The organism is Eximiradius sp., assembly GCA_937127445.1.
Lineage (GTDB): Bacteria > Bacteroidota > Ignavibacteria > Kapaibacteriales > UBA2268 > JAKIZO01.
Window position 1 is genome coordinate 15,157 of record CAKZLY010000027.1, and the last position, 15,997, is coordinate 31,153.

Annotated in this window: 16 protein-coding genes; 13 read left to right on the forward strand and 3 right to left on the reverse strand. The window is 33.5% G+C overall.

Features of this window, described 5'->3' with window-relative positions:
* Positions 1 to 384 precede the first annotated feature (384 nt).
* From atpB to AC6QZF_RS08255, 10 genes are all read left to right on the forward strand, one after another.
* Positions 385 to 1,395: a F0F1 ATP synthase subunit A gene (gene atpB / locus AC6QZF_RS08210; protein WP_499799398.1), complete on the forward strand. Its 1,011-nt coding sequence runs from the start codon at positions 385 to 387 to the stop codon at positions 1,393 to 1,395.
* 55 nt (positions 1,396 to 1,450) lie between these two features.
* Positions 1,451 to 1,684 (forward strand): ATP synthase F0 subunit C, encoded by a 234-nt coding sequence (atpE, locus tag AC6QZF_RS08215; protein WP_491816368.1) that lies wholly within the window; start codon positions 1,451 to 1,453, stop codon positions 1,682 to 1,684.
* Between the two features lie 145 nt (positions 1,685 to 1,829).
* Positions 1,830 to 2,324, forward strand: coding sequence for a F0F1 ATP synthase subunit B (atpF, locus tag AC6QZF_RS08220; protein ID WP_499799399.1), 495 nt, complete (start codon positions 1,830 to 1,832; stop codon positions 2,322 to 2,324).
* Positions 2,325 to 2,332: 8 nt separating this feature from the next.
* On the forward strand, positions 2,333 to 2,875 hold the full coding sequence (gene atpH, locus AC6QZF_RS08225; RefSeq protein ID WP_499799400.1) for an ATP synthase F1 subunit delta: 543 nt from the start codon (positions 2,333 to 2,335) through the stop codon (positions 2,873 to 2,875).
* Between the two features lie 24 nt (positions 2,876 to 2,899).
* The gene (atpA, locus tag AC6QZF_RS08230) at positions 2,900 to 4,456 is read left to right on the forward strand and encodes a F0F1 ATP synthase subunit alpha (RefSeq protein WP_499799401.1); all 1,557 of its coding nucleotides are present in this window, start codon (positions 2,900 to 2,902) and stop codon (positions 4,454 to 4,456) included.
* Positions 4,453 to 5,415 carry an ADP-glyceromanno-heptose 6-epimerase gene (gene rfaD / locus AC6QZF_RS08235; RefSeq protein WP_499799402.1) on the forward strand — a complete coding sequence of 321 codons (963 nt, stop codon included), beginning with the start codon at positions 4,453 to 4,455 and terminating at the stop codon, positions 5,413 to 5,415. Before atpA ends, rfaD begins: the two co-directional genes overlap by 4 nt.
* Positions 5,416 to 5,430: 15 nt before the next feature.
* Complete coding sequence (atpG, locus tag AC6QZF_RS08240; RefSeq protein ID WP_499799403.1) at positions 5,431 to 6,309, forward strand: ATP synthase F1 subunit gamma; 879 nt, start codon at positions 5,431 to 5,433, stop codon at positions 6,307 to 6,309.
* 192 nt (positions 6,310 to 6,501) lie between these two features.
* Positions 6,502 to 7,779 (forward strand): M16 family metallopeptidase, encoded by a 1,278-nt coding sequence (locus AC6QZF_RS08245; RefSeq protein ID WP_499799404.1) that lies wholly within the window; start codon positions 6,502 to 6,504, stop codon positions 7,777 to 7,779.
* A 12-nt stretch (positions 7,780 to 7,791) separates the two neighbouring features.
* On the forward strand, positions 7,792 to 8,877 hold the full coding sequence (locus AC6QZF_RS08250) for an Mrp/NBP35 family ATP-binding protein (RefSeq protein WP_499799405.1): 1,086 nt from the start codon (positions 7,792 to 7,794) through the stop codon (positions 8,875 to 8,877).
* Positions 8,877 to 9,116, forward strand: coding sequence for a NifU family protein (locus AC6QZF_RS08255; RefSeq protein WP_499799406.1), 240 nt, complete (start codon positions 8,877 to 8,879; stop codon positions 9,114 to 9,116). Before AC6QZF_RS08250 ends, AC6QZF_RS08255 begins: the two co-directional genes overlap by 1 nt.
* A gap of 1 nt (position 9,117) precedes the next feature.
* Here AC6QZF_RS08255 and AC6QZF_RS08260 read toward each other — a convergent pair whose 3' ends face one another.
* Genes AC6QZF_RS08260 through AC6QZF_RS08270 form a run of 3 tightly spaced genes read right to left on the reverse strand, consistent with a single transcriptional unit; the run spans position 9,118 to position 11,300 of the window.
* A complete protein-coding gene (locus AC6QZF_RS08260; protein WP_499799407.1) occupies positions 9,118 to 10,164 on the reverse strand; it encodes a CBS domain-containing protein in 1,047 nt (348 codons plus the stop codon).
* A gap of 36 nt (positions 10,165 to 10,200) precedes the next feature.
* On the reverse strand, positions 10,201 to 10,827 hold the full coding sequence (locus tag AC6QZF_RS08265) for an LEA/WHy family protein (RefSeq protein WP_499799408.1): 627 nt from the start codon (positions 10,825 to 10,827) through the stop codon (positions 10,201 to 10,203).
* The gene (locus AC6QZF_RS08270) at positions 10,827 to 11,300 is read right to left on the reverse strand and encodes a response regulator (protein WP_499799409.1); all 474 of its coding nucleotides are present in this window, start codon (positions 11,298 to 11,300) and stop codon (positions 10,827 to 10,829) included. Before AC6QZF_RS08270 ends, AC6QZF_RS08265 begins: the two co-directional genes overlap by 1 nt.
* A gap of 160 nt (positions 11,301 to 11,460) precedes the next feature.
* On the opposite strand from AC6QZF_RS08270, the gene AC6QZF_RS08275 reads away from it, so the two are divergent.
* From AC6QZF_RS08275 to AC6QZF_RS08285, 3 genes are all read left to right on the forward strand, one after another.
* The gene (locus AC6QZF_RS08275; protein ID WP_499799410.1) at positions 11,461 to 12,684 is read left to right on the forward strand and encodes a hypothetical protein; all 1,224 of its coding nucleotides are present in this window, start codon (positions 11,461 to 11,463) and stop codon (positions 12,682 to 12,684) included.
* Between the two features lie 94 nt (positions 12,685 to 12,778).
* Positions 12,779 to 14,719 (forward strand): threonine--tRNA ligase, encoded by a 1,941-nt coding sequence (gene thrS / locus AC6QZF_RS08280; RefSeq protein WP_499799411.1) that lies wholly within the window; start codon positions 12,779 to 12,781, stop codon positions 14,717 to 14,719.
* Positions 14,720 to 14,727: 8 nt separating this feature from the next.
* Positions 14,728 to 15,993 carry a PP2C family protein-serine/threonine phosphatase gene (locus tag AC6QZF_RS08285; RefSeq protein WP_499799412.1) on the forward strand — a complete coding sequence of 422 codons (1,266 nt, stop codon included), beginning with the start codon at positions 14,728 to 14,730 and terminating at the stop codon, positions 15,991 to 15,993.
* Positions 15,994 to 15,997 lie beyond the last annotated feature (4 nt).

Here is a 15,997-nt window from a genome sequence, read left to right on the forward strand (position 1 = left end):
AGAAATAACTAAAAAGTAAATTTCATAACAATTATATTAGATAAAATAACGTCTATTACACTCGTGTAAATTCAAATAAGCGCGAAATGGGAGTATTATTCGGAATATTGCTTGGAGTAATTGATTTTATTTTGGCAATATATTTTATCAAAATAGCTTTTTTAAAGCAGTGGAACGCTTTTTACAAAACTATTATTTTTTCTATGTCTATTCGGTTAATCATCATTTTAATTAGTGTTTTTCTAATAATAAAATACACAAATTTTGAAATTGTTTCGTTTTTGGTATCGTTGTTTTCTGCAATTTTTATTTTAAAAATTATTGAAATTTATTATATTCATAAAAAAATAAATGCTTGAATTGAAATTAACATAAAGGGAATTTATGAACGGTTCAGAAATCGCATCAAAAGACACATTAGAACACGTTAGCCATAGCACTGAGTCTCAATCCGCTCATAATGAAGAAAATCAAGACGTTTTTACAAGTTTATTAAATGAATTAGGTGATCACGCGGGATTCTACATAGGTCCTCACAAAATTTCAGAACTTCCGGTAATTTTAATAGATAATGGGTTACATATTTATTCCTCACCATCATCAATGTTGAAAGAAGGTACCTTCACAATTAAAGGCCACGGTGAAATAGTGCGTGCAAGCGATGGAGGGAAACCTACTTTAGACTTATCGATTACAAATTTAGTTGTATTTCAGTGGATTGCAATTATCTTCCTTACCTTTGTATTCGCTAAAGTTGGGAAAAGATTTAAGAAAGAACCTACAAAAGCACCTAAAGGTTTTCAAAATGTTGTAGAAACATTTGTTACATATATCAGAGACGAAGTAGTTCGCCCGAATATCCCGTCACAAAAAACAGCAGATAAATTACTACCGTATTTTTTAGGTTTATTTTTTTTCATTTTAGTATTGAATCTTATTGGGTTAATACCTGGGGGACATACTGCAACAGGTGCTATACCAGTAACTCTTGCGCTTGCAATAACCGCATTTTTTGTAATTAACTTAACAGCAATGAAAGTAGCAGGAGTGGGAAGTTGGTTCAAGCATTTAACAGGCGGTGCTCCCTGGTATTTATGGCCTATTATGATACCAATTGAATTCGTAGGATTGTTCATAAAGCCTTTTGCTCTTACCATCCGTCTTTTTGCTAATATGAGTGCGGGGCATATTGTATTGTTTTCCTTGCTCGGATTGTTATTCTTTTTCGGAAACATTTTGCTTGCGCCAGCAATAGTTGGATTTTCAATTTTTATCTATTTCCTTGAATTATTGGTTGCTTTTTTGCAGGCTTATATTTTCACAATGCTAACAGCAATATTTGTTGGATTGGCAATAGGCGAACACGGACACAATGAGGCTCACGAAACGCATTAATTTATTATAAAGATATTTAAATAAAGTATTTTTATCAACTTTTTTGGAGATTATAATGGAATTAGCACAAGCATTTGCATACTTAGCAGCAGGAATTGGAGCTGGTTTTACTGTTTTTGGTGCCGCAAGCGGTATTGGTAAATTGGCTGCAGCAGCAATGGAAGCAAGTGGTCGCCAACCAGAAGCAGCAGGGGACATTAGAACAAGTATGATAATTGCAGCTGCTCTTATCGAAGGTATTGCATTCTTTGCTGCAATTATCTGTTTGCTGCTTGTTGTGCTTAAATAATTTGATAATAATACTTAGGACAATAATTTGTCTTATTTACAAATTATTTTTTTCGTGGGGGCATATTTATGTCCCTACGAAAGTTCCTAATATCAAATGAAAATTATTGTAGTGAAAATAAAATATAATATAAAAAGGTTTGATTATGGATGCTCTATTAAGTATAAAGCCAGGACTGATTTTTTGGTCGCTTGTAAATTTTGGAATTTTCTTGTTTATTTTAATTAAGTTTGGTGCTAAACCAATCAGCAATGCTTTAAAAGCAAGAGAAGAAAAAATTCAAAAAGCTCTGGATGAAGCAGCTGAAAAAGAGAAAAAAGCTGAAGAGCTTGTTCGTTTGCGTGAAGAAAAACTTAATGCCACACAAAACGAAATTGCTCAAATGCTTGTTAACGCACGTCAACAATCCGAATTGCATATTAAGCGAGCATTAGAAGAAGCTGATAAAATCAAGAACCAAAAAATCGAAGAAGCACAACGTGAAATAAATCGTAGCAAAAATGAAGCAATTTCTGAACTCAGAAAAGAAGTTGCTAATTTAGTAGTATTAGCCACAGAAAAAATATTAGAAGAAAAAATTGATACTGAAAAAGACTATAAAATTATTGAGAATTATATTCAAAAAATGAATAAAAACTGAGATTTATTATGAATACTGAACGTATTGCAATAAGATATGCACGTGCTTTACTTGATGCAGCAAAGCCATTAAATCTTGTGGATACCGCTTTCAACGACTTAAATAAAGTTGAAGCAATAATTTTATCTTCGCAAGATTTGCGAAATTTAATTAAAAGTCCAATTATTAAAACACATCATAAAGTTAAAATTTTCAAAGAGATATTTTCTAATAAAGTTAGCGAAATCGTATTGAATTTTTTAGTTTTGCTCGCTGATAAAAGAAGAGAAGTGTTAATTCCTGATATAATCAAGCGATTTAAAAAGATTTATTATAAAGAACAAGGATTAGTTGAAATTGATATTCATACTGCAAATGAATTGAATGATGAAATAAAAAAGAAAATCGAAGGAAATATCTCTCAAAAATTAAATTTGAAAATAATTAGTAACTACATTATAGATAAATCACTTAAAGGTGGTATTAAAATAAAAGTAGAAGATGTCATCTATGATGCTTCTATTTCAACAATGTTGAATAAATTACATCAAAAATTAATTTCAGAGAATTAATAACAAATATATAGGTAAGTTTTTATGGTAGTAGAAGTTAGACCAGAAGAAATTTCAGCAATATTGAGACGGCAACTTGCTGGCTTTGAAAATGAAGTCGACCTATACGAAGTAGGGACAGTTCTTCAGGTGGGCGACGGAGTTGCCCGCATTTATGGTTTGAACAAAGTAATGTCCTCGGAATTAGTTGAATTCCCTAATGGTGTAATGGGAATGGTACTCAACCTGGAAGAAGATAATGTAGGTGTTATGCTGTTCGGTGACGACAGTAAGGTAAAAGAAGGTGATATAGTAAAAAGAACAGGACGTATTGCATCTGTACCTGTTGGGAAAGAGCTTTTAGGACGAGTTGTCAATCCATTGGGTATGCCAATAGATGGTAAAGGAGAAATTCAAGTAAAGCAGTATCTCCCGATTGAAAGGAAAGCGCCGGGAGTTATTTCGCGTCAACCGGTAAAAGAGCCATTGCAAACTGGTATTAAGGCAATCGACGCGCTTATTCCAATTGGGCGTGGTCAACGTGAGTTAATCATCGGCGACCGTCAAACAGGTAAAACAACAATTGCTCTGGATACAATTATTAATCAAAAATACACTCATACAGAAGAAGCAGCTTCGTTAGGAATTCAACCAGTTTATTGTATATATGTTGCTATCGGGCAAAAAGCATCAACGGTAGCTAATGTTGTAGCAACTTTGCAAGAATATGGAGCAATGGATTATACAATTGTAGTTGCTGCCAATGCTTCGGATCCTGCACCGATGCAATTTATTGCACCTTACTGTGGGTGCTCGATGGGCGAATATTTCCGCGATAACGGTATGCACGCACTAATTATATACGATGATTTAAGTAAGCAAGCAGCTGCTTATAGACAAGTATCATTGCTGCTAAGACGTCCGCCAGGTCGTGAAGCTTATCCCGGAGATATTTTCTATCTACATAGCCGCTTGCTGGAACGTGCCGCTAAATATAATCAGGATTATGGCTGGGGTTCTCTTACAGCACTACCTGTAATAGAAACACAAGCTAATGACGTTTCTGCATATATCCCAACAAACGTAATTTCTATCACTGACGGTCAGATATATCTTGAACCAGGGTTGTTTAATGCCGGTATTCGTCCTGCATTGAATATTGGTATTTCTGTATCACGCGTTGGTGGTAATGCACAAAATAAAGCTATGAAGAAAATTGCAGGTCCATTGAAAGTGGAACTTGCTATGTTTCGTGAGCTCGAAGCTTTTGCTCGATTTGGCTCGGATTTGGACAAAGAAACTCAGGCAAAACTAACACGCGGTGCTCGACTTACTGAAATTTTGAAGCAACCACAATTTAACCCATTGCCAGTAGAAAAGCAAATTGCCTTGATATTTGTTGCTACTGCTGGTTTTCTTGATGATTTGCCAGTATCTTCTCTAAAACGTCTGGAAAAAGAATTTTACGAGTTTATGGACACAAAATACCCTAATATTTTAAACGATATTAAGACGAAAAAAGAATTAACAGAAAATATTTCAAATAATTTGAAATCTGCTATTACTGAATTTATTGATAAATTTAAGCAATCATTGAAATGATACTATTAACAGGTGGAGCAGGGTTTATTGGCTCTTGCCTTCTGAGAAAGCTCAATGATGAAGGCATAAAAGATATTATTATTGTAGACAATCTATCGAAAGAAGATAAATGGAAAAATCTTCGCGGTAAGATTTTTCATACATACGTTGATAAAAATGAATTATTCGATTACCTCGAAAATAATAGTGTTGATGATATCGAAGCAATAATACATTTAGGTGCGTGTTCAGATACTACAGAAAAAGATGCAAACTATCTGCTGAAAAATAATTATCAGTTTTCACGGCATCTTGCGAGCATCGCTTTCGAAAATGATATTCGCTTCATATACGCTTCATCAGCAGCCACTTATGGAGATGGTTCGAAGGGTTATTCTGATAATATTTTTTATGATCTTAAACCATTAAATTGTTACGGCTTTTCTAAACATATTTTTGATTTGTGGATAATAGAAAACAATCTCGATACTAATTGCGTTGGATTTAAGTTCTTTAATGTATTCGGACCAAACGAATACCACAAAGGAAATATGGCAAGTATGGTCTTCAAGTCTTTTAACCAAATTTCCTACACGGGTAGAGTGAAGCTTTTCAAGTCGTATAAACAAGAATTTGCTAATGGGGAACAAAAACGAGATTTCGTTTATGTAAAAGACTGTGTTGATATTATCTATAAAACTCTTGTCAATAAGAAAATAAACGGCATTTTCAATTTAGGAACTGGAAGGGCAAATTCGTGGAACACCCTGATAAAAGCAGTTTTTTCTGCGATGGGACGTCATCCAATAATTGAATATATTGATATGCCTGACAACCTTAAAAATCAGTACCAATATTATACAGTAGCTGACATCAGTAAATTATTAGAATACTTACCAAGCTATCAGTTCACAAAATTAGAAGATGCTGTTGCTGACTATGTTCAAAATTACTTATTATCCGAAGATATTTATTTGTAATCAAAAGGATTATTTATGGCTACTTTGAGAGATATTCGCCGTAGAATTGGGGCGGTTCGCAATATTGCTAAAATTACTTCTGCTATGAAGATGGTTTCGGCAGTTAAGATGCGCCGCGCACAAAATGCTATTGAAAATGCTCGTCCTTATTTTTCTAAACTTGAAGACACTGTATCAAATTTAATTTTAATTTCTGACGATTATTCTAATCCTTTTATAGAAACAAAAACTGAAATAAAAAACATTGCCATTGTGTTGATAGGCTCAGATAGAGGACTTTGCGGAAGTTTTAATACAAATTTATTCAAATCATTGAACGTTCACATTGAAGATTTAACAAAGCAATATCCAAATGCACATTTCCGCTTTGTCCCTGTTGGGAAAAAGGCTGTTTCTTTTGTTAGACGGTCGAAAATGGACAGCATAACCGAATTCTCAGATATTTTTAACAAATTACGTTTTGATGATGTCCAGCAAATTGTAGGTTCGTTGATAAGTTTATACTTGAACAACGAGGTTGATAAAATTTACTTGTTTTACAATGAATTCATCAATATTCTAAAGCAAGTTCCACGTGTTAAGCAACTGCTCCCAATCGAACCAGCTTCTGAACAAACAGAGATTAAATCGCTTGATTATATTTTTGAACCGTCAAAAGAACAAATTTTAGATGTATTGGTACCCAAATTAATAGATGCTCGCCTTTGGAAAGCATTGCTCGAATCTAACGCAGCTGAACAAGCAGCACGAATGATGGCAATGGATAATGCTACAAGCAACGCAAACGATTTAATTCGTATGTTAGAACTTCAGTACAATAAAGAACGCCAGGCATCTATAACTAAGGAAATGCTTGAAATTGTTGGTGGAGCAGAAGCTTTGAAGGTTAAGTAATTCTTGTATGTTTTATTTAGGCTTTTATAAAAAAGGTTTTCATCTACTGAAAACCTTTTTTATATGAATAGAAAAGTAAATTACTATTTCGGTTCAGAAAATATTAATAAATATCCAATTTTTATCTAATTGATGCATTCTTTTTTTATTTCGCTTAATTTTGCTAATTTTGATAAATAGTACTAAATAAATATGAAAAACAAAAATAAAATATACAAATCGAATAACAACAATAGCCAAATAAGATTATCTCCCAAGATTACGAGATTGGATAATGGGATTACTGTTATTACCGACGAAATTCCTTATCTTGAATCATTTTCACTTGGAATTGGAATTGGAGTTGGTTCGAGAGACGATTGGAGTGGTAAGAATGGACTTGCTCATTTTTTGGAGCATTCTGTTTATAGACGAACAGAGAATAGAACTTCTCGCCAGATTGCAATTCAATTGGATTCTGTTGGTGCATATTCTAATGCATATACCACAAAAGAACTCACATTATTCTATGTAAGAGCAACAAAATTTCACTTTAATAAATGTTTTGATATTTTAGCTGATATAATCCTACATCCAATTTTCATAAAAACTGAGATAGACAAAGAGCGTCAAATTATTATTGAAGAAATAAAGTCATACGATGATGACCCGGAAGAACATATATTTGATGTCGCAGATGAAGTAATTTTTCCCAATAATCCTATTGGATTGAGCATTGACGGAACAATTAATTCTCTCAACAGGATAACAACGGAAGATTTGAAAGCATTTCATCAAAGTTTTTATCAGCCACAAAACATTGTAATTGCTGTTTCAGGTAATATCCCCAACGAGAAAGTATTAGAAATTGTAAAGATGTATTTCGAAGATAAATGTAATTACTGTGAAAAAGTCAAAAGAGTATCACCAAACCCAATTATCCAAGATAAAGTCATTAATAAGCCAATACAGCAAGCGCATTTAATTTTTGGCAAACAGATTTTTGGAGCCAACCACCCAGACAAATACACATTATCGCTTCTGAATATTATTTTTGGAGATGGGCTTTCATCAAGACTTTATCAAAATCTTCGAGAAAAGCAAGGACTTGCTTATTCTGTTTTTTCTCAGCTGAATTTATATTCTGATTGTGGTTCAGTCTATCATTACATTGCAACAGACAAATCAAAAATTGAAAAAGCAGAAGAATCTATTTATAAAGAATTACTCGAACTTAAAAATAATAAAGTTAAAAAAACGGAATTTTCCAGAGCTAAGGAACAATTAAAAACTGCAAAAATTCTGGAATTCGAAAGTGTTTCTGCACGAATGCAGAATCTTGTAAAAAATCAAATTGTTTCAAGTAAAATTGAAACTTTAAATGATATAATACAACGTATCGATCAAATAACAATTGATGACGTTGTTCAGGTAATTGAGAGTCATTACAATGAAAATGGATTATCTAAAATATTACTTTTGCCCAAATAATAGGAAATAAAAATGGACATTGAACAAATCAACCAAATTATTGGAAAAGTTGAAGACCCTCATTTGTCTTTATCATTGAGTGCATTAGATGCAATAAAGCACATCGAATTGTCGGAAGGCAGAGTTGTTATCACTGTTGAATTAGTTGGCCCTATAATACATGTTGCGGATATAATAGATCAACAAATAAAAGAAACATTGTGTGCCGCCGGCTTGTCTGAAAAAATCGAAATTATCTTCAACGAAGTTTGTTTAGACAGAACAAACAGACAATTCTTGAAAGAAGTGAAGCATATTATTGCTGTTGCCTCCGGGAAAGGAGGAGTTGGCAAATCAGCAATTGCAGGTAATATTGCAGCGGCTCTATCAAAAATGGGTTTAAAAGTTGGATTGCTTGATGCTGATGTTTATGGGCCAAGCCAACCAACAATGTTCGGCTTGAAAGAAGCAAAATTAGAAGCGATAACAGACAGTCATGGAAACACAGTTGCAATTCCAATAAAACGTGATAACAATCTGTTTATAGCTTCGATGGGATTTGTATTAAATAGAAACGAAGCAGCAATTGTACGAGGTCCGATGCTTGCAAGTTACTTTTCGTTGCTATTTGAACAAATTGAGTGGGGCGAGCTCGACATGCTTGTATTCGACCTGCCTCCTGGAACCGGTGATATTCAGCTAACCCTGGTGCAAAAAGTGCCGCTCAATGGTGCTGTTATTGTTACAACGCCACAAGAAATTGCACTTGCTGATGTTCGTAGAAGTATCGCTATGTTCAGAAAAGTTAATGTAGATATTTTAGGAATCGTCGAAAATATGAGCTACTTTGTTCCTCCTGATATGCCTGATAAAAAGTATTATATTTTTGGCAAAGATGGGGGCAAAATTATTGCTTACGAAGAAAATGTCCCGCTATTAGGGCAAATTCCGCTCGATGTAGAAATGAGAGAAGCAAATGATGGCGGTGAACCCGTTGGATTAACTGAAAAATATCCAAATCAGGCAAGAACAATAAAAGAAACTACATTAGAACTAATCAAAGAATTGAGAAAACATAACTATGAAAATTTAAATAAATCGATTGAAATTGAGATATAATGTCTAAAACTGAATTAATTCATAGAGTCGAAGAATTATTGAACAAAGCACGCCCTTATTTAGCAATTGATGGTGGTGGAGTTGAATTTGTTGATTTCGAGGAAGACAATGGCGTGCTTGTATTAAAATTATTGGGTAATTGTGCAGATTGCCCACTTTCTATGATGACGTTACGAGCAGGAATTGAGCGTTTGATACTCAATAATATTTCAGAAATTAAAAGAGTGGAAAAAATATAGTTTAGTTATTGGTTTCTGGAAAAGCTGAGATTCGTTTGTCTCTCTTTTGTTTTGCAAGTTGACGCATATCAACAACTTTATCGGCTTCATCAACAATTTCAGTGCCAAGAATTGTCTCCAATACATCTTCCATCGTAATTAAACCCTCGATACCACCATATTCATCTACAACGATAAATAAATGTTGTTTGCGTTCAAGAAACAAATCTAAAGCTGAATCAAGAGGAGCATTTTCTGGAATATAATAAACCTCTCTGATAAAATTTTTAAGCGTTAGATGCATTTCACCTTTCAAAGCAGCATAGAGAATATCACGACTCATAACATAGCCAATCACACCATCATCAATGGTTTCTCCTTCCCACACAGGAAAACGAGAATACATACGAATTTCTGGCAAGAAAACAGTTTGTTCTATTGTATTATTTGCATTGCAACTGAAAACAACAGTGCGAGGTGTCATGACATCTGAAACAAGTATTTCATTAAATTTGATAATATTTTTCAGTATTCTGTATTCTCCATCGTCCAAAGAACCTTCGTCACGGGCAGATTCGACAGCATCCTCGATTTCAAGCCAGCTTTCTTCTTCAGTCGTTGCTTGACCCTTAATTGAAGTGGAGAGTTTTTTCTTAATTAAATACAATAGAAAAACGAGAATTGAAAAAAAATTAATAATTGTTAAATATGAAACAAATGTTTTTAGATTTGTTTTTTTTCCAAAGTAATAAAAAAGGTAATCAAAAAATATTATACAAAAGAGTAAAGCGACTGATACAATGATTTTTTCAACTATATCAAATAATGCAAAGGAAAGATAATGACCAATTAAGATAGAAAAAATAATATAAATAGAAAATTTGAAAATGATTAATGAATCATCAAATTTGTCGTAATTATTCCAAAAATCAATTATTTTTGTTTTTTTTTCTGGAGATTCTTGAATTATTTCGTCAATAACATTTTGATTAATTAAGCGTATTAATCCCCTTAGATAAGAAACAAAGAAAGCAGTAATAAGTAAGATAAAAGCAAAAGATAACTCCATTAAATATTTAAATTAACTCCTAAGGTATTAAACATACTAATCGCGAAATTCATAATCTACAATTGTAATTCGCCCAGGATAAGTTATCGGGAAATTACCAATGCGAATGATTGGTTTTGCATCAAGTTTAATACGAGAGGAACCACCTTCACCAGCAATTGCTAACACCAGATTGATTACTCTATCATAACCCGCATTACCGAAAAATTCATATAAATCTAAATTTACTGAAAGTGGAATGACAACGGTTTGACCTTTACCTGGAACACTAACTGGTGAGGCGATATTTCCATTAACCGTTGGGGTATCATCTATTAGCAATCTCCAATCGAAATTAGTAATTAAAGCAGTAGAATTCGAGCTTTTCTGAGTACTTCCATCATTTGGATTTCTTGCATCAACATTTAAAATAAAATCCGAGACTATTTTTTTTGATGAAAATGCATTAGTTAATTTTAATGCTTCGGAGACAGAAAAGTCAGATATTTTTTTCTTATTAGAAACGTCTATGCCCGCAACACGAAAATTAGTAACACCAGCTATTTTGAATTGAACACGCCTAAGATTTTCCAAAGCATCAGATAGTTGCTTTACTGCACTACAACCCGCAATTAATACTAAAGTTGCAAGAAAAAATAAAAAAGTATTAATATTCTTTCTCATTAAAAATCAATCCCATGTTGATTAAGCAATTCCTCTAAATTTACACCATTTAAATTTTGTTTGGCAATGGTTTCGAGTGCTTTCGCCTTTGCATTAGCCATATAATAGGACGATAGAAGCTTAACTTTTGCAATAAGCAATTTTTCTTCTATAGGTTTGCTGAGAAAATCATCTGCACCTGATTCTATGGCTTTTAGTTGGTTCTGAACATCATTTAAAGCAGTAACAATGACTACAGGAATGTCTTTTGTATGTTCTTGTTCTTTTAAACGACGAGCAGTTTCATATCCATCCATCCTGGGCATCATAACGTCAAGAACAATTGCATCAGGTTTGCGTTCCTCAACCTTTTCCAGGCAATCGACGCCATCGTATGCTTCTTTTGCTTCGTAGCCATTTGCTTCAAGATAACGTCTAAGTAATTTTGTGGTAATTTTGTTATCATCTACTACTAAAATGAAAGGTTTTCGCATTTGAACTCCGTATATCATTTCTCAAAATATCATTATGCAAATATATATTAAAAAAATTATTTATCAAATAATTGTGTAAAAAATTGTCCTAATGGTATATCGAATGAACTATTACTTTATTTTGAAACTATTTATTACCTATTTCGTTAAATATCTTTGTATGAAAAGAATTATTCTATTAACATTATTCTCAACAATTAATCTTAGCGCTCAGCTTTGTTTCGACTACCAAATCTGGGATGGCTCAGAAACAGTCAAGCAATACGGTATCGATAGTACTGGAAATTGGTGGATTATTACTGAGCCTTTTTCAAATTACAATCGTCTTATTGTAAATGGTGAGCAACTCGAAGAGTTCAATCAAATTTCTATCCCTATTTTTTCACAAGACGGTAAGCGTTGGGCTGCTTTTGGAGAATATCAGGGCAGTTGGTACTTGATTACAGAAAAAGACATAATTGAGCTTAATGCGACAGGTTCTGGGAATATTGTATTCACCAATAATTCTAATTACCTCGCTTATTCTTATTTTATTGCAAATTTGGAATATATTATATTGCCTGATAAAACAATTGAAGTATATGGAAAGCAAGGAAGTTTCTACGTAAATCAAGATGCAACAAAGTTTGCTTTCAAAGGCATGAGAGGCACAAAATATATTCTAAACATTAATGGAAAAGAGAGCAATACATTTGATGAAATAATACCAATAGGCTTTTGGAAAGATGATGGATTTGTCTATTCTGCGAGAAATGGTCTTAACTGGCAAGTCTATAAGAATTTTGCACCTATAACTCGAACATATGCAAGTATCAAAGAGCCTTTAATAAATCCAGAAGGGACCGTGCTCGCTTTTATTGCAGGAACATTTTCAAATTATCAAATAGTGGTAACAATCACCGATGATTTCTTTGAACCACTTGAAAGTCGACAATATGATTTAGTATCTTATTTATCGCTCCATCCTGAATTGCCAATATTATCTTTTTTTGCACAAAAAGATAATTTCCCGTTAATTTGTGTAAATACTGCCGAGTATGCAACAAGTAATGAAACAAGTCCACCCTATTTTTCAAGTAACGGTAACGATATTTATTTCATTGGATGCGACTTTGCTTGCTTCATTTCAATTAACGGAATTAGATACAATCTTAGACATAACCTTGCTCCACAAACTAAATTAGCAATGAAACCTAATTCTAAAACAATTGCATTTTCCTCGTCGAGTTCTATGAATTTACTATTTTTAGAAACAGGCAAAATGCACTCTGGAATGATGGTCGATAGAATACTTCCACCAGTCTACAATTCAAAAACCAAAAGATACGAAACCATTGGTCAAATTGGGAATAGGTTGTATCTTTTGACTTGCCGAACTGATTAGTAAAATTATAAGAACTAATACTTATTTTCGTCTATATTTTTATTCTTTTTTTTAATAATTTTGTTGTTTATGAAAAAATATTTTAGGAAATACAATGAAAATCACTCTACCTGACAACACAATAAGAGAATATCCTGATGGCACAACAGGTATGGAAATTGCAAAATCTATTTCCGAAGGACTTGCACGTAATGCAGTGGGGATAATTGTCAATGGGAAGACCTATGATTTATCTCGAAAAATTAATGAAAATGCATACATACGTATATTAACATTTGATGATGAGGAAGGGAAAGAAATTTTTTGGCACAGTTCCGCACATTTAATGGCAGAAGCAGTATCGAAATTGTTTCCAGGTGCTAAATTTGGAGTTGGTCCTTCAATTGAAAACGGTTTTTATTATGATATAGATCTCGGGGATAGGAAAATTACCATCGAAGATTTGCCTAAAATCGAACAAAAGATGGCGGAACTTGCCAAAAGGTCCGCTGATTATGAACGCATTGAAATTGCGTGGGATGAAGCAGTTGAGTTTTGGAAAAAAGCAGGAGATGAATATAAATTAGAATTGCTCGAAGGATTAAAGGAAGATGGAATCACCTTTTACAAGCAAGGTAATTTTATAGATTTATGCCGAGGCACACATATCCCAAATACTTCAATGATTAAAGCAATCAAATTATATAGTATTGCTGGTGCATATTGGAAAGGCGATTCTAACCGTAAAATGATGACACGAATTTACGGCATCACTTTTCCCAAAAAAGCAATGCTTGATGAATGGTTACATCAAAGAGAAGAAGCAGAAAAACGTGATCATAGAAAACTTGGGAAAGAGCTCGAACTGTTTATGATTACTCCGATGATTGGCGGTGGACTTCCAGTTTGGTTGCCAAAAGGCGCATTTATTCGCAGAAAATTAGAAGCGTTTATTAAAGAAGAACTTGTAAAACGCGGATATGTTGAGGTAATTACCCCTCACATAGGGAACCTTGAACTTTACAAGACTTCTGGACATTATCCGTATTATGCTGATTCGCAATTTGCTCCGATTAAAGTAGAAGAAGAAGAATATATGCTCAAGCCAATGAATTGCCCTCACCATCATCAAATATATCTATTGAAACCACGCTCATATCGAGAGCTTCCATTACGACTTGCTGAATTCGGTACTGTTTATAGATATGAGCAATCAGGTGAATTAAATGGTTTGTCTCGTGTTCGCGGTTTTACACAAGATGATGCACACATTTACTGCACAGAAGAGCAGCTAAAAGATGAAATAAGAAGCTGCATCGAACTTACTCAGCTTGTATTCAAAACTTTTGGTATGAATGTAACAACTCGTCTTTCTTTCAGAGACGAAACTTCATCAAAATATGCAGGCGATACTTCACTTTGGGAAAAAGCTGAACGCGAGCTCCGAGAAGTTGCAGACGAAATGGGTTTGGATTATTTTATCGGAGTTGGTGAAGCATCTTTCTATGGTCCGAAAGTAGATTTCATTGTTAAAGATACAATAGGCAGAAAATGGCAGCTTGGCACGGTTCAAGTCGATTATGTAATGCCTGAAAGATTTAACTTAGAATATACAGGTGCTGATAATTCGAAACACAGACCAGTTATTATTCATAGAGCACCCTTTGGTTCTATGGAACGCTTTTTCTCTATTCTAATTGAACATTATGCAGGAAACTTTCCTTTCTGGTTGTGCCCAACTCAGGTAAGTGTTTTGCCAATTGGTCAAAACCAATATGAGTATGCAGAAGAGTTGACCTCAAAATTAAAAGAATTTGGCTTCCGTGCAGTTGCTGATGTTCGTTCAGAAAAAATAAGCAGGAAAATTGCTGAATCCGAACAACAAAAAATTCCTTTTGCATTAATTATCGGTCAAAAAGAAATTGAAAATAATACAGTTTCCGTTCGAGTTCATGGCATTGGCGATATTGGGGCAAAAACAATTGAGGAAATTGTAGAGATTTTCAATAAATTAGATGTTCCTGGTGCAAAAATAGATGATATTATTAAAAAATAACAAACATAATGGAATTATATCAAACCCAAAGAGATGTCTATAAGTTAGTGGAAAAGCTTGTTTCGGGTAATTTTCGAAATGAGCTTTCCTTTTTAAAGACATTAGTCAAAGAAATCGTTCGCCACGAGGAATTTGAAATAATTGGCGGACGTGTATGGGAATTAAACGCTCAGGAAAAGTGTTATGAATTACGATACCAGTATGGGAAATTGAGTAAAATACCTACAAATTATAAACTTGCTATTGAAGATTATCCCGTACTTTCAGAATTATACCACAAAAGAACATCATTACATCAGGAAACTGATCAGTTATTAAAGCAAAAAGGGATTGATATTTATTCAGTTGCAGCAGTGGGCGATTTAATCAGAATTGGTCAGCATTATTATTTCAAATATGTTCTCGGATTTAATGCGGAACACATTCTTCAATCATTTTACGAAACCTTGAACGTAATAAGTTCAGTTGCAACTGTTAAACTTCGCGATTTAGCATACAACGAAATACAGAAAAAAATACAACGAGATATTAATAAAGCCTCAGAAATTCAACGCAGTTTGCTACCACCGCATAATGTAGAATTTCACGACTTTGATATTTTTGGCGTTTGCATACCTGATAGTGAAGTAGGTGGAGATTTTTTTGATTATCTTAGAAATAAAAGCGATGAAGAGGACAGAATAGGTATTGTAATTAGTGATGCAGCTAGCAAAGGACTACCTGCTGCAATTCAAGCGCTGTTTGTCTCGGGTGCAATAAGGATGGCACAGTCTTTTTCTCCCAAAATTTCTTCACTTCTGAGTAGATTAAATACATTAATTTTCGATACTTTCCCATATGAGAGATTTGTAACGTTGTTCTATTGTGAACTTACTCTATCATCTAATAGATTGGTATTATATGCAAATGCAGGACATTGTGCTCCAATTCATTTTAGATATGAAGATGAAAGCTTTAGATTTCTAAAGCCAACAGGAGGATTGCTTGGGTTAATTCGTGAACAATCTTTTAGCGTTGAAAATATTAGAATGAAACCAAATGATGTTCTTATTCTCTATACTGATGGCATATCAGAAGCTATGGATCAAAATGGTAGTATTTTTGGTGAAAATAGAATTTGCGAAATTGTAAAGAAATATAAAGATGAATCAGCAAAACATATTGCTTATATGATAATAGAACACGTTCAAAAATTCAATGTAAATTCCAAATATAATGATGACAAAACTATCGTCGTCGTAAAAAGACGTTCACTTGACAATTTATCTGATTAGGAGG

Coding starts and splice junctions, on each gene's coding strand:
- AC6QZF_RS08250 (WP_499799405.1), top strand. CDS start 7,792: ATGGACATTGAACAAATCAACCAAATTATTGGAAAAGTTGAAGACCCT.
- AC6QZF_RS08270 (WP_499799409.1), bottom strand. CDS start 11,300: ATGCGAAAACCTTTCATTTTAGTAGTAGATGATAACAAAATTACCACA.
- thrS (WP_499799411.1), top strand. CDS start 12,779: ATGAAAATCACTCTACCTGACAACACAATAAGAGAATATCCTGATGGC.
- atpG (WP_499799403.1), top strand. CDS start 5,431: ATGGCTACTTTGAGAGATATTCGCCGTAGAATTGGGGCGGTTCGCAAT.
- AC6QZF_RS08265 (WP_499799408.1), bottom strand. CDS start 10,827: ATGAGAAAGAATATTAATACTTTTTTATTTTTTCTTGCAACTTTAGTA.
- atpH (WP_499799400.1), top strand. CDS start 2,333: ATGAATACTGAACGTATTGCAATAAGATATGCACGTGCTTTACTTGAT.
- atpE (WP_491816368.1), top strand. CDS start 1,451: ATGGAATTAGCACAAGCATTTGCATACTTAGCAGCAGGAATTGGAGCT.
- atpF (WP_499799399.1), top strand. CDS start 1,830: ATGGATGCTCTATTAAGTATAAAGCCAGGACTGATTTTTTGGTCGCTT.
- AC6QZF_RS08260 (WP_499799407.1), bottom strand. CDS start 10,164: ATGGAGTTATCTTTTGCTTTTATCTTACTTATTACTGCTTTCTTTGTT.
- AC6QZF_RS08255 (WP_499799406.1), top strand. CDS start 8,877: ATGTCTAAAACTGAATTAATTCATAGAGTCGAAGAATTATTGAACAAA.
- AC6QZF_RS08245 (WP_499799404.1), top strand. CDS start 6,502: ATGAAAAACAAAAATAAAATATACAAATCGAATAACAACAATAGCCAA.
- rfaD (WP_499799402.1), top strand. CDS start 4,453: ATGATACTATTAACAGGTGGAGCAGGGTTTATTGGCTCTTGCCTTCTG.
- atpB (WP_499799398.1), top strand. CDS start 385: ATGAACGGTTCAGAAATCGCATCAAAAGACACATTAGAACACGTTAGC.
- atpA (WP_499799401.1), top strand. CDS start 2,900: ATGGTAGTAGAAGTTAGACCAGAAGAAATTTCAGCAATATTGAGACGG.
- AC6QZF_RS08285 (WP_499799412.1), top strand. CDS start 14,728: ATGGAATTATATCAAACCCAAAGAGATGTCTATAAGTTAGTGGAAAAG.
- AC6QZF_RS08275 (WP_499799410.1), top strand. CDS start 11,461: ATGAAAAGAATTATTCTATTAACATTATTCTCAACAATTAATCTTAGC.